The sequence below is a fragment of the Nonomuraea sp. NPDC054003 genome, assembly GCF_055585125.1.
This window is the reverse complement of the sequence record NZ_JBVJKR010000005.1, coordinates 394,024-412,004: the sequence shown is the minus strand read 5'-3', so window position 1 is coordinate 412,004 and position 17,981 is coordinate 394,024. Positions and strand designations below refer to the sequence as shown.

General features: G+C 72.4%; 17 protein-coding genes. 3 read left to right on the top strand and 14 right to left on the bottom strand.

Annotated elements, in window-relative coordinates:
- Positions 1-18: 18 nt before the first annotated feature.
- A complete protein-coding gene (locus tag ACZ6YG_RS15615; protein WP_466018359.1) occupies positions 19-1,155 on the top strand; it encodes an alpha/beta hydrolase family protein in 1,137 nt (378 codons plus the stop codon).
- A 68-nt stretch (positions 1,156-1,223) separates the two neighbouring features.
- Here the strand turns inward: ACZ6YG_RS15615 and ACZ6YG_RS15610 are convergent, their stop codons facing one another.
- From ACZ6YG_RS15610 to ACZ6YG_RS15590, 5 genes are all read right to left on the bottom strand, one after another.
- Positions 1,224-2,009: a VOC family protein gene (locus tag ACZ6YG_RS15610; RefSeq protein WP_466018358.1), complete on the bottom strand. Its 786-nt coding sequence runs from the start codon at positions 2,007-2,009 to the stop codon at positions 1,224-1,226.
- 114 nt (positions 2,010-2,123) lie between these two features.
- Complete coding sequence (locus tag ACZ6YG_RS15605; protein ID WP_148031622.1) at positions 2,124-3,020, bottom strand: hydroxymethylglutaryl-CoA lyase; 897 nt, start codon at positions 3,018-3,020, stop codon at positions 2,124-2,126.
- Between the two features lie 82 nt (positions 3,021-3,102).
- Positions 3,103-4,842, bottom strand: coding sequence for a thiol reductant ABC exporter subunit CydC (gene cydC / locus ACZ6YG_RS15600; RefSeq protein WP_466018357.1), 1,740 nt, complete (start codon positions 4,840-4,842; stop codon positions 3,103-3,105).
- Positions 4,839-6,497, bottom strand: a complete 1,659-nt coding sequence (locus ACZ6YG_RS15595) for an ABC transporter ATP-binding protein/permease (RefSeq protein ID WP_466018356.1) — start codon at positions 6,495-6,497, stop codon at positions 4,839-4,841. Before ACZ6YG_RS15595 ends, cydC begins: the two co-directional genes overlap by 4 nt.
- Positions 6,497-7,132 carry a hypothetical protein gene (locus ACZ6YG_RS15590; RefSeq protein WP_466018355.1) on the bottom strand — a complete coding sequence of 212 codons (636 nt, stop codon included), beginning with the start codon at positions 7,130-7,132 and terminating at the stop codon, positions 6,497-6,499. Before ACZ6YG_RS15590 ends, ACZ6YG_RS15595 begins: the two co-directional genes overlap by 1 nt.
- An 84-nt stretch (positions 7,133-7,216) precedes the next feature.
- On the opposite strand from ACZ6YG_RS15590, the gene ACZ6YG_RS15585 reads away from it, so the two are divergent.
- Positions 7,217-8,560 (top strand): MFS transporter, encoded by a 1,344-nt coding sequence (locus ACZ6YG_RS15585; RefSeq protein WP_219546350.1) that lies wholly within the window; start codon positions 7,217-7,219, stop codon positions 8,558-8,560.
- Here ACZ6YG_RS15585 and ACZ6YG_RS15580 read toward each other — a convergent pair.
- The 8 genes from ACZ6YG_RS15580 to ACZ6YG_RS15545 all read right to left on the bottom strand — a co-directional run bounded on the left by ACZ6YG_RS15580 (position 8,554) and on the right by ACZ6YG_RS15545 (position 14,791).
- Positions 8,554-9,297, bottom strand: coding sequence for a maleate cis-trans isomerase family protein (locus ACZ6YG_RS15580; RefSeq protein ID WP_271279346.1), 744 nt, complete (start codon positions 9,295-9,297; stop codon positions 8,554-8,556). The genes ACZ6YG_RS15585 and ACZ6YG_RS15580 overlap by 7 nt on opposite strands.
- Complete coding sequence (locus ACZ6YG_RS15575; RefSeq protein WP_466018354.1) at positions 9,294-10,016, bottom strand: SDR family oxidoreductase; 723 nt, start codon at positions 10,014-10,016, stop codon at positions 9,294-9,296. The genes ACZ6YG_RS15580 and ACZ6YG_RS15575 overlap by 4 nt, the downstream gene beginning before the upstream one ends.
- A complete protein-coding gene (locus tag ACZ6YG_RS15570) occupies positions 10,001-10,915 on the bottom strand; it encodes a hypothetical protein (protein WP_466018353.1) in 915 nt (304 codons plus the stop codon). The genes ACZ6YG_RS15575 and ACZ6YG_RS15570 overlap by 16 nt, the downstream gene beginning before the upstream one ends.
- Positions 10,912-11,610 carry a hypothetical protein gene (locus tag ACZ6YG_RS15565; RefSeq protein ID WP_466018352.1) on the bottom strand — a complete coding sequence of 233 codons (699 nt, stop codon included), beginning with the start codon at positions 11,608-11,610 and terminating at the stop codon, positions 10,912-10,914. The genes ACZ6YG_RS15570 and ACZ6YG_RS15565 overlap by 4 nt, the downstream gene beginning before the upstream one ends.
- Positions 11,585-12,715: an aromatic ring-hydroxylating dioxygenase subunit alpha gene (locus ACZ6YG_RS15560; RefSeq protein WP_466018351.1), complete on the bottom strand. Its 1,131-nt coding sequence runs from the start codon at positions 12,713-12,715 to the stop codon at positions 11,585-11,587. Before ACZ6YG_RS15560 ends, ACZ6YG_RS15565 begins: the two co-directional genes overlap by 26 nt.
- Positions 12,708-13,616: an alpha/beta hydrolase family protein gene (locus ACZ6YG_RS15555; protein ID WP_466018350.1), complete on the bottom strand. Its 909-nt coding sequence runs from the start codon at positions 13,614-13,616 to the stop codon at positions 12,708-12,710. Before ACZ6YG_RS15555 ends, ACZ6YG_RS15560 begins: the two co-directional genes overlap by 8 nt.
- On the bottom strand, positions 13,613-14,419 hold the full coding sequence (locus ACZ6YG_RS15550; protein ID WP_271279351.1) for an oxidoreductase: 807 nt from the start codon (positions 14,417-14,419) through the stop codon (positions 13,613-13,615). Before ACZ6YG_RS15550 ends, ACZ6YG_RS15555 begins: the two co-directional genes overlap by 4 nt.
- Before the next feature lie 90 nt (positions 14,420-14,509).
- Complete coding sequence (locus ACZ6YG_RS15545; RefSeq protein ID WP_148031610.1) at positions 14,510-14,791, bottom strand: Dabb family protein; 282 nt, start codon at positions 14,789-14,791, stop codon at positions 14,510-14,512.
- Between the two features lie 87 nt (positions 14,792-14,878).
- Between ACZ6YG_RS15545 and ACZ6YG_RS15540 the strand changes: the two genes are divergently transcribed.
- Positions 14,879-16,471, top strand: coding sequence for a carbon-nitrogen hydrolase family protein (locus ACZ6YG_RS15540; RefSeq protein WP_466018349.1), 1,593 nt, complete (start codon positions 14,879-14,881; stop codon positions 16,469-16,471).
- Positions 16,472-16,492: 21 nt separating this feature from the next.
- Here ACZ6YG_RS15540 and ACZ6YG_RS15535 read toward each other — a convergent pair whose 3' ends face one another.
- Positions 16,493-17,911: an aldehyde dehydrogenase family protein gene (locus tag ACZ6YG_RS15535; protein WP_466018348.1), complete on the bottom strand. Its 1,419-nt coding sequence runs from the start codon at positions 17,909-17,911 to the stop codon at positions 16,493-16,495.
- Positions 17,912-17,981 lie beyond the last annotated feature (70 nt).

Sequence of the window (17,981 nt, the reverse complement as noted above, 5' to 3'; positions counted from 1 at the left end):
CCCGGCACGGTGGGACGCATGAGGAAAACCGTTGCCACGCTCGCGCTCTCCGCATCACTCACCACCCCGGCCATGGCCGCCCTGCCGGCAGAAGCCGTCCCCGTGGCGAAGAAGCCCGTGACCGCCCTGCCGGCGCCGACCGGTGACCACCCGGTCGGCAGGACGGACCTGCACCTGGTCGACTCCAGCCGCCCCGACCCCTGGGTCCCCAGCCGGAAGGCGCGCGAGTTGATGGTCTCGATCTGGTACCCGGCGCGCAAGGCCACCGGGAAGCCCTCCCGGTACCTCACACCACGGGAATCAGAACTGGTCATCAGAAGCGTGCCGCAGCTCAAGGACGTACCGGCGGACACCCTCGCCAAGACCAGGACGCACGCCCGCGCCGACGCTCCCGCGTTGCCGCGCAAGGGCGGCCGGCCCCTGGTGGTCCTGTCACCCGGCATGACGATGCCCCGCGCGACCATGACCTCGGTGGCCGAGGAGTTCGCCAGCCGCGGTTACCTGGTGGCGGGGATCGAGCACACCTACGAGTCGCTGGCGACCACGTTCCCCGGCGGCCGGACCGTCACCTTCGAGGCCGGAAAGGCCGGTCAGACCCCCGAGACGGGCGCGAAGGTGGCCCGGGTACGGGCCGCCGACACCGAGTTCGTGCTGGACCGGCTGGCCGGGAGCAAGCGCTGGAACCGGCTGATCGACGAGAGGCGGATCGCGATGGTCGGGCACTCGGCGGGCGGCCAGAGCGCCGCGCACCTGCTGCCCTCCTCCAAGCGGATCAAGGCCGCGGTCAACCTCGACGGCACCTACCACCCCGGCACCCCGGCCAAGCCGCTGGACAAGCCCTTCATGATGATCGGCAATCCCCGGCACGCGCCGGGACACGGCGGGAGCGACGGCTCGTGGGACACGTTCTGGCCGCACGTGACCGGCGACTGGAAGCGCTGGCTGACCGTGACCGGCGCCGAGCACGCGAGCTTCACCGACTACGCGGTGCTCCAGCCCCAGCTCGGCCTGCCCGCGGCGCCGATGGACGGCGCGCGGTCGATCGGGATCACCCGCGCGTACGTGACCGCCTTCCTCGACCTGCACCTGAAGGGCGAGAGCCGGCCCCTGCTGGACAAGCCGTCGAAGGACTATCCCGAGGTGCGGTTCTGGTGATGGTGGAGTTCGTCGTCTCGGAGATCGCTTGGGAGGCCGACGACGCGATGGACACCGGCTCGTGGGGCTCAGTGCGTCACTTGCCACCAGAAGCCGTCCGGGTCGGTGAAAAAACCGGAATATCCCTCGGTAGTCCGCGTGGCGGCGACGGTGGTCCGGCCTCCGGCAGCGGCGGCCGCTGACAGGAGGAGATCGACTTCTTCCCGGGACTCGGCCCTGTGGGTGAGGACCATCGAGGGGAAGCCGTCGCCGTCCTTGGCCGTGCCCGCATCCCTGGCCAGGACCCCGCCTTCCATCAGGCACAGCCTGGCCGCGCCTGCGGCGGGGTGGAAGTCGATGTACTTGCTGCCGTAGTCCCGGTCGACCGACATGCCCAGGGCCTCGTAGAAGGCCTTCGACGCCTTCGGCGCGGAAACGCCGAGAATGAGGGTGGTCTCAGTCGGCAGCGGACTTTCCGCCGCGGGGCCGGTGTCCTTGCCGGTGGCCGCCGCCAGCTTCCAGATGGCGCCGTCCGGTGCCCGGAACACCCCGGAGAACGAACCGAAGAGGGCCTTCTTGGCGGGCTTGAGAACCTCCGCGCCGCCGCGGACGGCGGCGTCCATCAGCGTCTTGACCTCGGTGGGCTGGTTGACGACATAGGTCAGCACGTAGCCGCGGAATCCCGGCGTCGCCGTTTCCGCGCCCGTGGCGAGCCTCTCGGCCGCGGACAGAGTGAGTCGCCCGGTCCCGTGCAGGTCGAGGTTCACCGAGTCATCGTCGTCGGCGACGGTGGGGGAGAGCGTCGTGCTGTAGAACCTGCGCGCGGCCTCCACCTCGGGCGTCCCGAGGGTGATGACGTCGAGCGTGAGGCTCATGGAAGCTGGGGTGGCTGTGCTGTTCACGCGGGCAAGGCTAGGTCCGGCCTGGAGGGCGACGCTTCTCGATTCCTGACCACTTCGGGATCGCGCCCTCGTCGCAGGGCGGGGCCCTCAGGCCGGGAAGTCGCCGGCGCGGCCGAGCAGGGCGGGCACCGGCGCGCCCAGCCGTTCGCCGATGTAGGCCGCGGCCTCGGTCAGCCGGCCCAGGTCCACTCCGGTACGGACGCGCGACCGGCGCAGGGCGTAGGCCAGGTCCTCGGTGGCGATGTTGCCGGTGGCGGCCGGGGCGAACGGGCAGCCGCCGATCCCGCCGCTGCTGGCGTCCAGCGCGCTCGCGCCGGCCTCGACGGCTGCCAGCGCGTTGGCGTACCCGGTGTTGCGGGTGTTGTGGAAGTGGAAGCGCAGGGGCAGGCCGGTGACGGCGCGCACCGCCTCGACCAGGCGGCGCACGTCGGCGGGCACGCCGACGCCGATCGTGTCGGCGAGCGCGATCTCGTCGGCGCCCGCCTCGGCGCAGCGCCGCACCATCGCGGCCACGTGGTCCGGCGACACCTCGCCCTCGAAGGGGCAGCCGAACGAGGCGCCGACCGTCGCGGTGACCGGCAGCCCGGCGGCGTGCGCGCGGGCCGAGACGGCGGCGAAGGAGTCGAGCGCCTCGGCGATGCTCATGCCCTGGTTGCGCCGGGAGAAGGTCTCGGTGGCGACCACGGTCATGTTGACCTCGTCGACTCCGGCGTCCAGCGCCCGGTCGAGGCCGCGCGCGTTGACGATCAGGCCGATGTAGCTGAGCCCGTCGCGTCTCGGCACCCGGGCCATCACCTGCTCGGCGTCGGCCATCTGCGGCACCAGGCGCGGGTGGACGAAGCTGACCGCCTCGATGCGGGTCAGCCCGGCGTCGGCCAGGGCCTCGATATAGGCGACCTTGTCATCGGTGCCCACCAGGACGGACTCGTTCTGGAGCCCGTCCCTGGGGCCGACTTCGACGAGGTTCACTTCGGGGGGATGCATGCTTCCTGGATACCAACATGTATGCAAAAAATCCAGGTATAAGGTCATAAAGGGAGATATCTGGAGTCGATGCATACAATCGTCAGCCGGCCGCCCGGTCCAGGTCGTCGGCCTGGCGGGCGTACAGGCGGGCGTAGGCGTCCTGGCGGGCCAGGAGCTCCTCGTGGGTGCCCTGCTCCACCAGGCGGCCGCGGTCCAGCACGAGGATGCGGCCGGCGCCGGTCACCGTGGCCAGGCGGTGCGCGATGACCAGGAGGGTCCTGCCCTCGGCCAGGTCGTCGATCTGCCGCTGGATCTCGGCCTCCGTGTGCGTGTCGAGCTCGGAGGTCGCCTCGTCCAGGACGATGATCGGGGCGTCCTTCAGCAGGGCGCGGGCGATCGCCAGCCGCTGCCGCTGGCCGCCGGACAGCCGTTCGCCCATCTCGCCGATCACGGTGTCGTAGCCCTCGGGCATCGCCGTGATCGTGTCGTGCAGGGCGGCGCGGCGGCAGGCGGCCTCCAGCTCGTCCTGGGTGGCGGCCGGCCGGGCGAGCCTCAGGTTGGCGGCCACGGTGTCGTTGAACAGGTAGGTCCGCTGGCCGACCACGGCCACCAGGTCGCGCAGGTCGCCGAGGCCGAGCCGGTCGGCCGGGACGCCGCCGACGCGCACCCTGCCGGAGTCCGGGTCCCAGAACCGGAGCAGGAGCGAGACCAGCGTGGACTTGCCCGAGCCGGACGCGCCGACGACGGCGTACCGCTCGCCCTCGGGGACGGTGAAGGAGACGTCCCGCAGCGCGGGAGCCGGTCCGCCCGGGTAGGTGAAGGTCACCGACTCGAAGGCGATCGACCGGCCGGCGGGCCGGGGCTCGGGGGAGCCGGGGTCGACGACCAGGGGTGGCCGGTCGGTGATCTCCCAGAGGCGGCGGGCGGCGGCGAACGCCTGCTCCAGGTCGGCGACGAACTCCTCCACGCCCAGCACCGGCCCGAAGGCCGCCAGGCCGATCGCGACGGTGATCGCGATGTCCTGCCAGCCGAGGCCCTGCGCGTGGCCGGTGAACAGGACCGCGATCATCCCGGCGGCGACGAGCAGCTCGTTGAGGCCCCGGCGCAGCGCGATCAGGCGGCCGAGCCGGCCGACGGCCGACGCGCCGGCGCCGCCGAGCGCGCCCAGCTCGGCCAGGCGGCGCGGCCCGTACCCGAAGGCGAGCACCTCCCTGATGCCCTGGACGCCGTCGGTGAGGTGCTGGGAGACCTCGCCGCGGGAGCGGCGCAGCTCGGTGGCGGCGGTGGCGGCGGCGCGGTGGCTCAGCCACGGGACCCCGATGCCCACCCCGATCAGGAACGGCGCGAGCACGAGCGCCACCACCGGGCTGAAGACCGTCCCCAGCACGGTCAGGGAGATCACCGGCACGACGGCGGCGGCCAGCGCCGGCGCGATGGTGTGGGCGTAGAACACCTCGATGCGGTCGATGTCCTTCATCACGCGGGCGAGCAGGTCGCCGGAGCGGCCGCCCTCGGTCCCGGCGGGCGCCTGCGGCTCGATCCGCTCGTAGAAGTCGTCGCGGAGCAGGGCGAGCAGCTTGAAGGCGACGAAGTGCCCCGAGTACTGCTCGACGTAGCGGAACAGGCCCTTGGCGAAGGCCATGACGACCATGGCCACGGCGATCTCGCCGATCACCTCCGGCTCGCCGGACACGACCCTGACCACGCCCCAGGCGCCCACGCCGTACAGGGCGATGCCCAGGCACTGCTGCAACACGCGGAAGAGGACCGAGACGGCGAGCGGGACCAGGAGGGGGCGGCCGAAGGCCAGCAGCCGCCGGCTGATCTGGATCCTGGTCATCGTGACCTCACCGCCCTGGCGTAGTGGCCGTCGCCTGTCATCAGTTCCTCGTGCGTGCCCTGCTCGGTGACGGCTCCGTCCTCCAGGACCGCGATCCGGTCGGCGTCGCGGACGGTGGACAGCCGGTGCGCGATCATCAGCACGGTCCGCCCGGCGGTGAGCCGGTCCAGCGCGGCCAGGATCGCGGCCTCGGACTCCAGGTCCACGTTGGAGGTCGGCTCGTCGAGGACGAGGATGGGCGCGTCCTTCAGCGCGGCCCGCGCGATCGACACGCGCTGCGCCTGGCCGCCGGAGAGGGTCAGGCCGCGTTCGCCCACCGGCGTGTCGAGGTCCAGGTCGAGGTCGGCCACGGCGAGCGCCTCGCGCAGCCGGTCGTCGTCGGCGTCGGGCGCGGCGACCTTGAGGTTGTCCCTGAGCGTGCCGGTGAACAGGTAGGTCGTCTGGGCGACGACGCTGATCTGCTCGCGCACCCAGGCGGCGGGCACCGCGGTGACGTCGTGACCGCCGACGCGGATCGTGCCCTCGCCGGCGTCCAGGTTGCGCTGGAGCAGGGCGGCGACGGTGGTCTTGCCCGATCCCGAGGGCCCGACCAGCGCCAGTCTCTCGCCGGGCGCGATGGTGAAGCTCACCTCGCGCAGCACCGGGGTGTCCGGCAGGTAGCCGAAGCCGACCGCGTCGAAGGTCACCTCGGAGGTGGTCCTTGCCGGGTGCCCGTTGTCGGCGTCGGTGACCGAGGGCCGCTCGGCGAGCAGGGTCCTGATCTCCTTGGCGGCGGCCATGCCGCCCATGCCGACGTAGAAGAACTGGCCGACCTTGTCCAGCGGCTCGACGAGCTGGGTGGCCAGCAGCACCAGGGCGACCGCCTCGCCCGTGCCGATCGCGCCGTCGCGGAAGCGGATCATCGCCAGGACCGTCGCGGCGGTGATCATCCCCAGTGAGAAGACCGTGTCGATCACGAAGAGGATGACCTGGTTGCCGGCCAGCAGCCGCATGATCGCCTGGCGCAGGTCCTCCGAGGCCCTGGCCAGGGTCCGGCCGTGCGCGGTGCCCTGGTTGAAGAGCTTGAGCGTGGTCAGGCCCTGCAGGGCGTCCAGGAAGCGGGCGGCCAGCCGGTTGGCGGTGTCGCGGTAGCCGTCGCTGACCCTGGCGAAGGCCCGCTGGAAGACGCCGACGGTGAGCGGGATGGCCGGGACCGCGACGGCCAGGACGAGCGCGGTCCACGGGTCGACGAGGATCGCGATGGCGGCCAGCACGAGGATCGGCACGGTCATCGAGGCGAGGATCGGGCCGAGGAAGGTGGCGTAGTAGGTGGCGACGAGCTCGACGGCCTCGGTTCCGGTGGAGACCAGGCGGCCGGTCTGCTCGCTGGAGCGCAGCGGGGCGCCGAGCCGGAGCAGGTGGCGGTAGACCCGGTCGCGCAGGTCGAGCTCCAGCCGCCCGCCGGCCCTGACGGTGATCGCCGGCACCCAGGCGGCGCACAGCGCCCGGGCGACGGCCGCGACGGCCAGCCCGGTGACGACGCCGCCGTCAGGCGGCCCGCCCGCGGCGATCTGGCCGATCGCGTGGCCGGTGAACAGCAGCAGCGCGGTCGTGGCCAGGGCCTGGAGCCACGTGCCCAGCACGGACAGCAGGACCGGCCCGCGGATGGGCCGCATCAGCGACTCCACGTGAACCTCCGCGAATGTGCCACAGGAGACTTCGTCCGCGTCAGGAGCCAGACGCCCAGGGCGAAGGCCGACCAGTTCAGCGTGTTGAGGATCTCCTCCACCCACTGCAGGGCGATCGTCTGCTCGGGCCGCGAGGCCAGCAGGCCCATCACGTACGTGCCGAGAAGGTTGAACCCGAACAGGTAGACCGCGGCGGCCGCCCCGGCCCGGCGGGACAGCAGCAGCAGCCGGATGCCCACGAGGGTGGCCGAGACGGTGGTCACGATCAGCATCGGCCAGGTGTCCATGACCGCGATCGCCGCGGCGACGCCCAGCAGGGCGAAGCCGGGGAACGCCCACGCCGGCGGCCGCCGGCCGGATCCGGTCCCCAGCAGCGCCCAGGCCATCAGCGTGAACCCGATGCCGAGCAGGAAGAACTGGGCCTCGGCCAGCCACACGAGGTCCGGCCCGCGGATCGCCATGATCAGTTTCCAGACGGCCTTGAGCGCGCCGCCCAGCACGGTGAGCCAGCCGCCCACAGCCACGGCCGGATGGCGGGCGTAGGGGACGAGCAGCGCGACCCCGACGGCCATGGCGATGACCGGCAGGAAGTCGACGAGGGCGAGGGAGAGTGGGTATTCCATGGCAACTCCCATTGGGGAAACGTCGTTTCCAAGTAAGACACGAGATCCATTGACGGGAAACGGTGTTTCCATAACGATGTGCGCATGGCGGGCGCTGACGACTACGTCGAGATCCCCGTCGCGGGCAGGGGCCCCCGGCGGGTGCGCCTGGACGCGGCGGCGCCGTTCGGATGGTGGCCCGCGATCTGCGTCGCGCTGATCGCCTTCGTCGACCGGGTGGAGTACAACCTGATGGCGGGGGCGCTGGCCGACATCCAGCGGGATCTCGGGTTCGGCGACACGGCGGGCGGCGCCATCGCGACCTCCGCCGCGCTGGCCGGCGTCATCCTGCTGATCCCCGCCGGGCGGCTGGCCGACCACGGCCGCAGGACCTGGACGCTGTTCCTGGTGGTGGCCGTCTGGTCACTGCTGACGCTCGGCAGCGGGCTGGTGACCTCGTACGCGATGCTGTTCGCCGTGCGGGTGCTGCTCGGCGGCACGGGGCTGCTCTACAACCCGGCCGCCTCCAGCCTGCTGGCCGACTACTTCCCGGGCGGCAGCCGGACCCGGGCGTTCTCGCTGGAGCGGTTCGGCTACTTCGCCGGGCCGCCCGTCGGCATCGTCGCCGGCGGCGCGTTGGCGGAGGCGTACGGCTGGCGGACCATGTTCTTCCTCGTGGCGGTGCCGGGCATGGTGATCGCCCTGCTCTGCCTGACCCTGCGCGAGCCCGAGCGGGGCACCGGCGACCGCATCGAGATGCTCAGGACGGGCCGGCAGCCGCAGCCCGCCGCCCCGCCGGAACGCCGCGGCCCGGTCCTGGCCGAGATGCGGGAGCTGCTCCGGATCAGGACCCTGCGCGCCATCGCCGTCGGGCTCGGCACGGTCTTCTTCGGGCTGGGCGGGCTGATGTTCTGGCTGCCCACCTTCTACCAGCGCGCCTTCGACCTGTCCGTGGGCGCCGCCTCGGGGCTGGCCGGCGGCGTCGGACTGCTCGGCATGGTCACCGGCAGCGTGCTCGGCGCCCGGCTCGGCGACAGGGGGCACCTGGTCAGGCCGGGCTGGCGGGTGACCGTCGGCGCCTGGGGGCTGCTCGTCGGGGCGCTGGCCCTGACGGGTGTCGCCCTGCTGCTGGTGCTGCCGGTGCAGCTGCTCTGCCTGGCGGTCGCCTCGGGCGGGTTCCTGGTGGCCATCCCCAACCTGACGGCGGCCGCCGCCGACGTGGTGCCCGCCGCGCGGCGAGGGCTCGGGTTCGCGCTGCTGCAGTTCCTCCTCTCCCTGGCGGGATCGGCTGGACCGCTGCTGGTCGGCGCGTTCTCCGACGCCACCGGATCGCTGCGCTGGGCGTACGCCATCCTCGCCGTCCCGTTGCTGGCCGGCGCGCTGCTGGCGTTCCGGGGCAGGGCGAGCCTGGAGGACGACAGGGGGACCGCCCTCCGGGCCCTTCAGTGATCGCGCAGGAGGGAGCCCGCGCCGTACACCTTGTCCTCGATGCCGTTGTCCCGGAGCGCCATCCACCAGGTGGCGGCGTTGATGGCGATGACGGGCTTGCCCAGCCAGCGCTCGGCCTCGTCGGCCAGCCGCACCATCGACAGGTTCGTCCCGCACTGCACCAGCACGTCCACCTCGGCGGAGTTCACCTCCACCAGCGCGTCGCGCAGCTCGGCCTCGCCCACGTGCGCTATCGACACGGCGGTGGGGCACTTGAGTCCCTTGATCGCGGTCACCTCGAAGCCGATCTCGGAGAAGAAACGGACCACGTTCTCGTCGCCGACCGGCTGGTAGGGGGTGACGACGCCGATCCGGCGGGCGCCGAAGAGCTTCAGCGCGCGCTCGCAGGCCTCGGCGCCGGTGGCGACCCGCAGGCCGGTGAGGCCGTGGATCTGCTCGACGAACTGCCGGTTGCCCTCGACGCCGCCCCAGAAGGTCTCCGCGGACATGCCCATGACCATGTAGTCGGGCTCGCAGGTCATCACCCGTTCGCAGGCGGCGCCGAGCTCGTCGCGGATCTGGCCGAGCAGGCGTTCCATGCCCTCATTTCCGGACATGTTCTGATCTCTGATGTGGATCCTGCCGAAGTGCGCGGTCACCCCCGGCACGGTCATCGCAGAGAAGTCCGGCTCCACGATCGTGTTCGTCGACGGCGCGATCACGCCGAACTTGCGTCGCCAGCCGAGCGCGTCGGTCACGGCAGCACCTTTCTCCTCGTGAAGGGGGCGGTGGCGAAGCGGGCCATGACCTTGCGGTTGGTCAGCCAGCGGACGTGCGCGCCGTTCCCGATCCGGGCGAGCGCCTGCTCGGCCAGCCACGGGGTCACGGTCTCGACCCGGTCGGCCAGGATGTCGAAGACCTTGCGGGACTTCGGGTTCAGGTCGCGGACGAGCAGGTCGGTGACGACCATGCCGGGGCTGAGCAGCCCGACGGACACCCCGTCGGGCACCTCCTTGGCCAGGGCCTTGGTCAGGTAGTTCAGCGCCCGCTTGGTGGACCCGTACACCGACAGTCCGGGCACCGCCCGGCCGTCGCTGCCCAGGCCCTCCATGTTCCACACGTGGCCGTGGCGCTGGCCGGCCATGCCCGCCAGCGCCACCGCGCAGCCGTTGATCACCCCGTTCAGGTTGACGTCGACGACCGCGCGGGTCTCCTGCTCGGTCAGCTCCCACAGCGGCACGCGCCGCTGGGTGACGCCGGCGTTGTTGATCCACACGTCCACCCGGCCGTACTCGGCGACGGCCGTGTCCCACAGCTCGCGCACCTGTGCCCGGTCGGTGACGTCGGCGACGACGCCGAGCCCGTCCTCGGGCGCCTTGGCGCTGCCGCAGGTCACCACCTGGTGGCCGCGTGCCAGGAACTCCCTGACCAGGCCGCGCCCGATGCCGCGGCTGCCGCCGGTCACGACGATGACCACGTCAGCACCCCGTGCATCACCGCGGCGAGCGTGCCGCCCTCGAACAGTTCGTAGACCACCGCCAGTTCCGTCCCCGAGCCCATGCCGGGCGTGGCGTCGAGCATGAACTCTCGGCCCTTCAGCTTCCACACGTCCGCGAAGTGCACGCTGGGGTAGTCGGCCCGGCCGAACGCCTGGGCGTTGCCCCACGCGTCCGGCCCCTCGTAGAAGGAACGGCAGCCGTCGCGCCGCACGTCGGCCGCGTACTCCCGCTCCAGCGCGCCCGACCAGGTGACGCGCCGGCGGGTCCTCAGCAGGTCGAGCGGCTCCAGCTCGACCCGGACCTCGACCGTGCCGGCGGGCTTCTGGTCGGCGCCGAACAGCTCGCAGGCGCCGGCGAACGCGCCGCCGGTCTTGGTCGGCAGGATGTACGGGACCGGCCCGTTCCGCGTCTCGGCGGCGAGCCAGTCGGCGGTCCTGGCCGGGTCGCGGGTGTAGAGGCCGTTGAAGCAGCCCACGACCGCCGGCCCCTGGTAGAGCATCGAGGAGTAGACCTGGGTGTCGCCGATCACCTGGTTCCAGGTGTTGAGGTCCACCTGCCAGCCGGGGCCGTAGTAGTGCGCGTCGACGAAGGTCCCGTACGGCTGGCCGGTGCCGTAGAAGTCGGGGCCGGTGTAGATCCGGCTGGTGTCGGAGTCGACCACCCCGAAGGCGAACGGCGCGCCCAGCCGGAACCGGCCCGCCATCGGCCCGCCGCCTTCCAGGCCGCCGTCCATGTAGTAGGTGGTCACGCCGTCCTCGTGGACGGAGGAGCGGCGGATGTCCTCGTACCCCTGCCACGTTCCTGTCGCGTCGAACAGGGACGGCCTGCCGACCCATTCGCCCTCGATGCGCCGCTGCCACTCGCTCGGCTCGGTCAACGCAGAAGCTCCTCACGTACGGTCTCGGCCTGCTCCTCGCCGATCAGCCGGGTGACCTGGTGCCAGACGGGGTCCACGGCCGGGGAGAAGAGGTTGGCCCGGTTGACGTGGTCACGCCCCGCCAGGTCACCGGAGGGCTCGGGCACGCCGTCGGCGACGAGCGCGAGCCAGTGGTCCAGGTAGGCGTCCACGGTGCCGCCGAGCTTGGCGAAGGCGTCCTCGGTGGCGCGGCACACCAGCATCCAGGGCGACATCATGGCCCGCTGCCGGGGGCCGATGGCGGCGGGGGAGAGGCCGTCGAGCTGCCAGGCGCCGTCCAGCGGCTCGGTGAGCGGCAGGAAGCAGGCGTCCAGATACTCCAGGCTGACGGCCAGGTCGGCCCGCGGGATCAGGTCCAGGTGCATGGCGTGGTACTCGGCGGAGGCGACCGAATCCAGCGTGAAGTGCGGCACCGCGGAGCCCGGCCGGGTGAACACGAAGATCATGTGGCTGTCCAGCCCGATCTGCGGCACCACCAGGCCGACCGCGACCGCCTTGTCGACGACCGCGTCGTCCGCGGGGCGCAGCACCCGCAGGCGGCCGACCGGGTCGGGCGACATCGGCGAGGTGAGCGGCACGTCGCGGGCCGGCCGGAGCTCCAGGGCGTCGGTCAGCCGCTCCAGGACGCGCTCACTCAGCGCTTCGGGCAGGCTCATGGCTGTCTCCTCGGGTCTTGTGCACCCACGCACGGGCGAGTTCGGGATTGTCCCGGCGGGCCGGCGAAGGGATGACGGTGGCCTCGCGGCGCGGCACGTCCCCCATCACGATGTCGTCGCCGCCCAGCCACCAGCCGTCGTCGATCAGCTCCTGGCGGCGCCGCCGGTAGGCGATCTGCAGGGCGTCGCTGCGCAGGTGCAGCTCGGCCGCGAGGTCGAAGGGCAGCAGTTCGGGCCGCTGCGACTCCACCACCACCCGGTCCTGCTCGAAGATCCGCTGGATCCGCTTGACGGCGTTGCGGTCGGCCCACTTGCCGGTGAAGAAGTTGCGGTAGCCGACGAGCTTCACCATGGTGCGGCCCTGGGAGATCGGGATGTTGTGGTCGTACATGATCAGGTCGCCGAACGGGAGCCGGATGTGCAGCTTGACCACGTTCGGCAGGTACCAGCCGTTGGTGACCACGACGGGGTCGAGGCGCTTGGGGGACAGCATGCCCCACAGGCCCTTCGGCGCCGGCGGGTTGAGCAGGATGTCGGCCTCCGCGTGCCATTCGCCCTGCGTCACCTCGTAGTCCGGGATCTCCGGCTTGTCGGGGTTGCCGAAGGCGGTGCCGTGCACGAACGGGGTGTGCGCCGCGTCCACGACGTTCTCCATCGCCCGCTCGTAGTTCGCCTCGACGACGGTCTGCCAGTAGACGGCGCGGAAGGAGGGGTCGTCGTGCTCGGCCATGTGCGGGATCGGCGGGCGCTTGTCCTCGGGCAGGTCGCCCAGATAGGCCCAGACCAGGCCGTACTTCTCGACGATCGGGTAGGCGTCGACCCGGGCCTTCTTCGGGATGCCGCGGCCGGGCGGGTTCGCGGGGATCTTCACGCAGGTGCCGTCGGACTCGTACTCCCAGCCGTGGTACGGGCAGGCGATGCGGTCCTCGGCCAGCGTGCCCAGCGACAGGGCCCCGCCCCGGTGCACGCACAGGTCGGACAGGCAGGCCACCGAGCCGTCGCGCCGCCGCCAGATCACGAAGTCCTGCCCGAGGCAGGTGACCTTGCGCGGCCGGTGCTCGACGACGTGGCTGAACTCGATCGCGTACCAGAAGTTCTTAAGCATGCTTCCTCCTTACGGGCAGGCCGGACAGGACGGCCCGTGCCTCCGGATCGTCGTGCAGATGGGTACGGAGGAACGCGGTGACCAGCCGGGCCAGTTCGGGCCGGGGCTGGGCGGTGGCCGGCAGATCCAGGAAGGCGCGCGCGGCCGTCGGATCCACCGGGTCGGCGATCATGAAGTGGTTGGCGCCGTCGAAGACGGCCAGCAGGTGGTCCCCGTCGCCGAGCGCCTCCTCGAAGGTCCGGGTGACGGGGTCCGTGGCGTGCCCGTCCTGGCCGTAGCGGTCGGCGCTGCCCATGATGACGCCGTCGCGGGTGCCGACCGACAGCAGCACGGGGCAGTCGGCCTGGGCGGGCACCACGGTGCCCGCGGGCCAGCCCAGCATCGTGGCGACCATGGTGTGCGCCCCGTAGGAGAAGACCGCCTTGACGCCGGGGAAGAACCTGGCCGACTGCATCGCCACCGTGCCGCCGGCGGAGTGGCCGCCGATGGCCACCCGGTCGAGGTCGAGCACGCCCTTGAGCAGCTCGATCTCCGCCAGCGAGGCCAGGACGGCGCCGATGGCCGGGCAGGTCGGGCGGGTGCCGTACCGCCCGGGGGTGGCGGCCTCCAGGTCGACGCCGGGGGTGAGCCCGTACTCGCCGCCGAACAGCTCGCCCACCCGGTCGAACGTCACGCACACGAACCCGGCAGCGGCGATCTCGACCGCGAGCCAGCGGTAGGCGTCCTGCCCGACGTTGATCCCGGACAGGAACAGCACGACCGGGTACGGTCCGCCGTCGGGCGGGAACGTGCCGGTCAGACGGTCGCCCTCGGCGGCCGCCGGGTAGTGGACCTTGAGATGGGCGGTGCCGAACGGCGGCTCGCCACCCGTCTCCGCGGCCCACCACAGCGACCTGATCACGACGGCCTCGGCAGCACCCGGTCGCCGCCCCACAGGGCGCGGACGAGTTTGCCGGTCAGCTCCTCGCCGAAGAACCGCACGCCCATGACGTTGGCCGGGTCGCGGTCGGCGATGTTGCGGCGGATGGCCAGGTCGGTGGCGGCGAGCGCGGGCCGCCGCTCCTCGGGTACGGGCTCGGCCTCGTCCACCCAGGTCAGCCAGCGGTCCACGCGGTCGTCGAGCAGCTTCGCGACCAGGTCGATGTTGTCCTGGGCGCGGGGGAAGGAGTAGCAGTGCGCGACGGGCGACAGACCTGCCCGGATGAACCCGGCGCGGCTGGTGAACCAGGTGAAGTCCGGGTGCTCCTCCTTGAACCGGAGCCAGTCGGCGTCGAGCGGCGCGTAGTAGCGGTCGTAGTAGTCGCCGTCCTCGGTCAGGTTCACCCGGGGGATCGCGTCGGTGTAGAACCAGCCCTCCGGCCACACCAGCAGCGCGATGCCCAGGTGCGGCACGTCGATCTGCGGGCCGAGCCACACGGTCAGGTGCAGGTTGGCGAAGCTCGCCGTGGGGTTGCCCAGCCAGGAGTGGACCATCCAGTCCACTTCCGGGCCGGTGTAGGCCTCGATCCGGCCGCCGGGGCCGTCGGGGTAGGTGCCGTAGCTGTCGAACTGCTCGCTCGACGGGTCCCGGGTGAGCACGAACTTCGCCTCGATCCTGGCTTTGAGCCGGGCGAGGATGCCGCGCATCTGCTCGAAGGTCTCGGTGACGTCGACCACCGGGGACTCGTCGAGCATCTGCTCGACGTGCTGAAGCGTTTCCTTCACAGCTGATCTTCCCCAGTCTGTTACCGGTAAAGAAACGGTGTTTCCTTTGCAGGATCCCCCGAAAGCGTGACCCGTGTCCAGGACATCGGGCTATCCCTCGTGATCGACGACCGCGCGCGCGGCCAGCCTCGGACGCAGCCAGCCGGCCAGCTCCAGGTGGTCGGGGTGCTCCTGGTAGCCACGCAGTTCGTCGGCGGACTCGTGCCTGGTGACCAGGCACAGGTCGTAGGAGACGGGCGAGTGGACCACGTCCAGGTGCGCGGAGAGCTCCCTGATCTGCGGCACCCTGCCCGCCAGCGCTTCGAGCCGCTCCTTGGCCTCGGGCGCGTCGGCGGGATCGGTGAACTTCATCAGCACGACGTGGGTCAGCACAGGCTGCCTCCTCTGGACATCTCGCCCTGTTTCGCGAGATTGTAGGCATTGGAAACGCCGTTTCTCTAGATGTAACAGGGAGGCGCTGTGGTGCGCGTCGCCGCGGTGCAGTTCGAGGCCGGCCAGGACGTCGCCGCGAACCTCGCCACCAGCCTTCGCATGATCGGCGAGGCCGCCGGCCGGGGCGCCGAGCTGATCGTGTTACCCGAGTTCTGCAACCATCTGTCCTGGTACGAGAGCCGCGAGCACGCCCGCGCGATGGCCTGCCGGCACGGGGACCCCTTCCTGACGGCCGTCGCCGGCGCCGCCCGCCGGCACCGCGCCCACGTCAAGATCGGCGTCACCCTGGCCCGCGACGACGGCCGCACCACCGGCGCGTCCCTCCTCTACGGCCCGGACGGCGAGCTGCTGGGCGAGGCGGACAAGCAGATCCTGATGGGCGCCGAGAACGACCACCTCGACCCGGCGACGGCTCCCGGCCCGGTGGTGGACACCGCCGCCGGCCGCGTCGGCATGTACGCCTGCATGGAAGGCGTCATCAACGAGGTCACCAGAGGGCTGGCGGTGCGTGGCGCGCAGATCCTGCTCAACAGCCTGAACTCGTTCGCCACCGACGAGGCCTCGCTGCACGTCCCGGTCCGCGCGGCCGAGAACAAGGTGTGGGTCGTCGCGGCCAACAAGGTCGGCCCGCTGATCCCCGCCGACCGGCTGGCGCAGGTCGGCGCCGGTCTCGGGGTGCCGGTCGGCTGGCTGCACGGCGCGGGCGAGAGCCAGATCGTCGCCCCGGACGGCACCGTCGTGGCCCGGGCCCCGCGCACCGGCGAGGCCGTGGTGGTCGCCGACATCGACCCGGCCGCCGCCGACGCCGGCCGCGCCCGCCTCCTCGCCACCCGCCGTCCCGCCCGCTACGCCGCCATCACCCGGCCCCCGCGCGGCCGCACCGCCCCGCCGGGCGCGGCCGTCCTCCCGGTCGCGGTGGTCCGCGCCGGCGCCCCCGCCGTCCGCCGGGCCGCCCGCGACGGCGCCCTGCTCATCGTCCTGCCGGAAGGCTCCCCACTGTCGGCGGCGGAGGCCTCGGCAGCGGTACGGGACACGCCGGCCCATGTGGTGACCGGCACCGGCGCCCTGGTGAACGCCACCGGCGAGGTACCCCGCGAAGACCCACCCGGGCCCAGCGCCGGGGACCCCGGCGGGTCCGCTGGGGACGCTTCCGGCGTCGGCCCCTGCCCGATCCACCGGTTGCCCTGGGGACGCCTGGCGATCGTCGCCGGTGAGGACGCGCGGCATCCGGAGGAGTTCCGGCTGGCGGCGCTGGCCGACGCCGACGTGGTCGCGGTCCCGTACACCGCCAGGGAGCCGTGGGAGCTGCGGCTCGGCCTGCTGGAGAGGGCGGCGGAGAACCGGCTCAACCTGGTGGTGGCCGGGCAGGACGGCCCGGACGGCGTGGCGGGGCTCGTCCTGGCCGCGCCCCGGGACTTCACGCTCTGGACCGCCTGGGAGGGGCCGTTCACCGGCCGCATCAGCCACCCCGTGGTGACCACGGTGAAGAACGCGGACGAGGTCGTGCACGCCGTGGTGTGGCCGGAGCAGGCGGTCAACCGGCACGTCTCCCGGGGCACCGACCTGGTGGACGGCCGCCCCTGGCACCTGTCCGGAGCCTTGCTCGGCCAGGCAGGCTGACGAGCACCGGGTCGGTGCTCGTCAGGCCGGGTAGGCGGTCGCGGGCAGGCCGGCGCCGCCGTCGCGGAAGGCCGCGGGGGCGTGGACGACCGCGCTCTGGACGTACTCCAGCAGCCCTTCTTCGCCGTACTCCCGGCCGTAGCCGCTGCGCTTGACACCGCCGAAGGGGGCGCGCAGGGACATGCCGGTGCGGTTGTGGGTGTTGACGAAGACGTAGCCGGCTTCGAGGCGGGCGGCCAGGTCGAAGGCGCGGTCCTCGTCGGCGGACCACACCGAGGCGGCGAGGCCGAGATCCCCCGCGTTGGCCCTGGCCGGCAGTTCCTCCTCGGTGTCGTAGGGCAGCAACGGCACCGCCGGGCCGAACTGCTCCTCCGTGACCAGGGGCGCCTGGTCGTCCAGCCCGGTCACGAGGGTTGGGGTCACGAAATATCCGGATTCGAGGCCGCCGACTGCCCGCCCGAGCGGCACCGCCGTACCCCCACGGGAGAGCGACCCCGCGACCAGCGCCCGGATCCGGTCGGCGGCCGGGCCGGAGATGACCGGCCCCATGGTGACCCCGGGCGTGAGCGGATCGCCGACGACCAGGACCCGCTCCGCCGCCGCCGTGTACGCCTCGGTGAACTCCGCCATCCGGGCGCGCGGCACGTACAGCCGTTTGGCGGCCATGCACACCTGCCCGCTGGTCGCGAACGTCGCCATGACCAGCCGCTCGTAGTCGTCGCCGGACAGCGCGAAGTCCGGCAGGAAGATCGCCGGGTCGTTGCCGCCGAGCTCCATGACCGAAGACGTGAGCATCGAACCGGCCGCCGCCGCGATCTCCCGCCCGGCCGCGTCGCCGCCGGTGAAGGCCACCTTGCGGACCGCCGGGTGGGTGACGAGCGCCCGCCCGGCCGGCGCGCCCCCGTGCACCACCTCCACTGTGGGCAGCGCCGCGGCCACCTCGCTCACGGCCAGCGGCGCCAGCGGCGACGGCTTGAGCACCACCGCGTTGCCCGCCGCCAGCGCGGGCGCCAGCTTCACCATGGCCAGGATGACCGGGGCGTTCCACGGCGTGACGCACCCCACCACCCCGTACGGTGCGCGCCGCACGACCAGGCGGCCCGCGGCGTCGTCGATCTCGGCCGGGGCGAGCACCCGGGGCGCGTTGTCGCACACCCAGCGCAGGTACGTGAGCGCGAACGAGATCTCGCCCCGGCAGTCGGCCAGCGGCTTGCCCGACTCGCGCGCGAGCAGCATGGCCAGCTCGCCGGTCCTGCCGTCGATGACCCCCGCGGCCTCCCGCAGCACGGCCACCCGATCCCCGATCGGCCGCGCCGCCCACTCCCGCCGCGCCTCGCCGGCCCGCCGCACCGCCGCGTCCACGCCGTCCGCATCGGTGACGGGAACCCGGCCCACGACCTCGGCGACCCGTGCGGGGTTCTCCCGCCTGATCACGTCCACCACGCCTCCTTTCCGCCCGCTACCCGGCCGTCCAGCGGGATGTTCCTCGTGCCCAGGCGGTGCTTGCCCG

What these genes read in the sequence shown, in the direction of transcription:
- ACZ6YG_RS15610 (WP_466018358.1), bottom strand. Translation starts at nt 2,009, where the DNA reads ATGAGCCTCACGCTCGACGTCATCACCCTCGGGACGCCCGAGGTGGAG.
- ACZ6YG_RS15590 (WP_466018355.1), bottom strand. Translation starts at nt 7,132, where the DNA reads ATGGAATACCCACTCTCCCTCGCCCTCGTCGACTTCCTGCCGGTCATC.
- ACZ6YG_RS15560 (WP_466018351.1), bottom strand. Translation starts at nt 12,715, where the DNA reads ATGCTTAAGAACTTCTGGTACGCGATCGAGTTCAGCCACGTCGTCGAG.
- ACZ6YG_RS15595 (WP_466018356.1), bottom strand. Translation starts at nt 6,497, where the DNA reads ATGCGGCCCATCCGCGGGCCGGTCCTGCTGTCCGTGCTGGGCACGTGG.
- cydC (WP_466018357.1), bottom strand. Translation starts at nt 4,842, where the DNA reads ATGACCAGGATCCAGATCAGCCGGCGGCTGCTGGCCTTCGGCCGCCCC.
- ACZ6YG_RS15615 (WP_466018359.1), top strand. Translation starts at nt 19, where the DNA reads ATGAGGAAAACCGTTGCCACGCTCGCGCTCTCCGCATCACTCACCACC.
- ACZ6YG_RS15565 (WP_466018352.1), bottom strand. Translation starts at nt 11,610, where the DNA reads ATGAGCCTGCCCGAAGCGCTGAGTGAGCGCGTCCTGGAGCGGCTGACC.
- ACZ6YG_RS15585 (WP_219546350.1), top strand. Translation starts at nt 7,217, where the DNA reads ATGGCGGGCGCTGACGACTACGTCGAGATCCCCGTCGCGGGCAGGGGC.
- ACZ6YG_RS15605 (WP_148031622.1), bottom strand. Translation starts at nt 3,020, where the DNA reads ATGCATCCCCCCGAAGTGAACCTCGTCGAAGTCGGCCCCAGGGACGGG.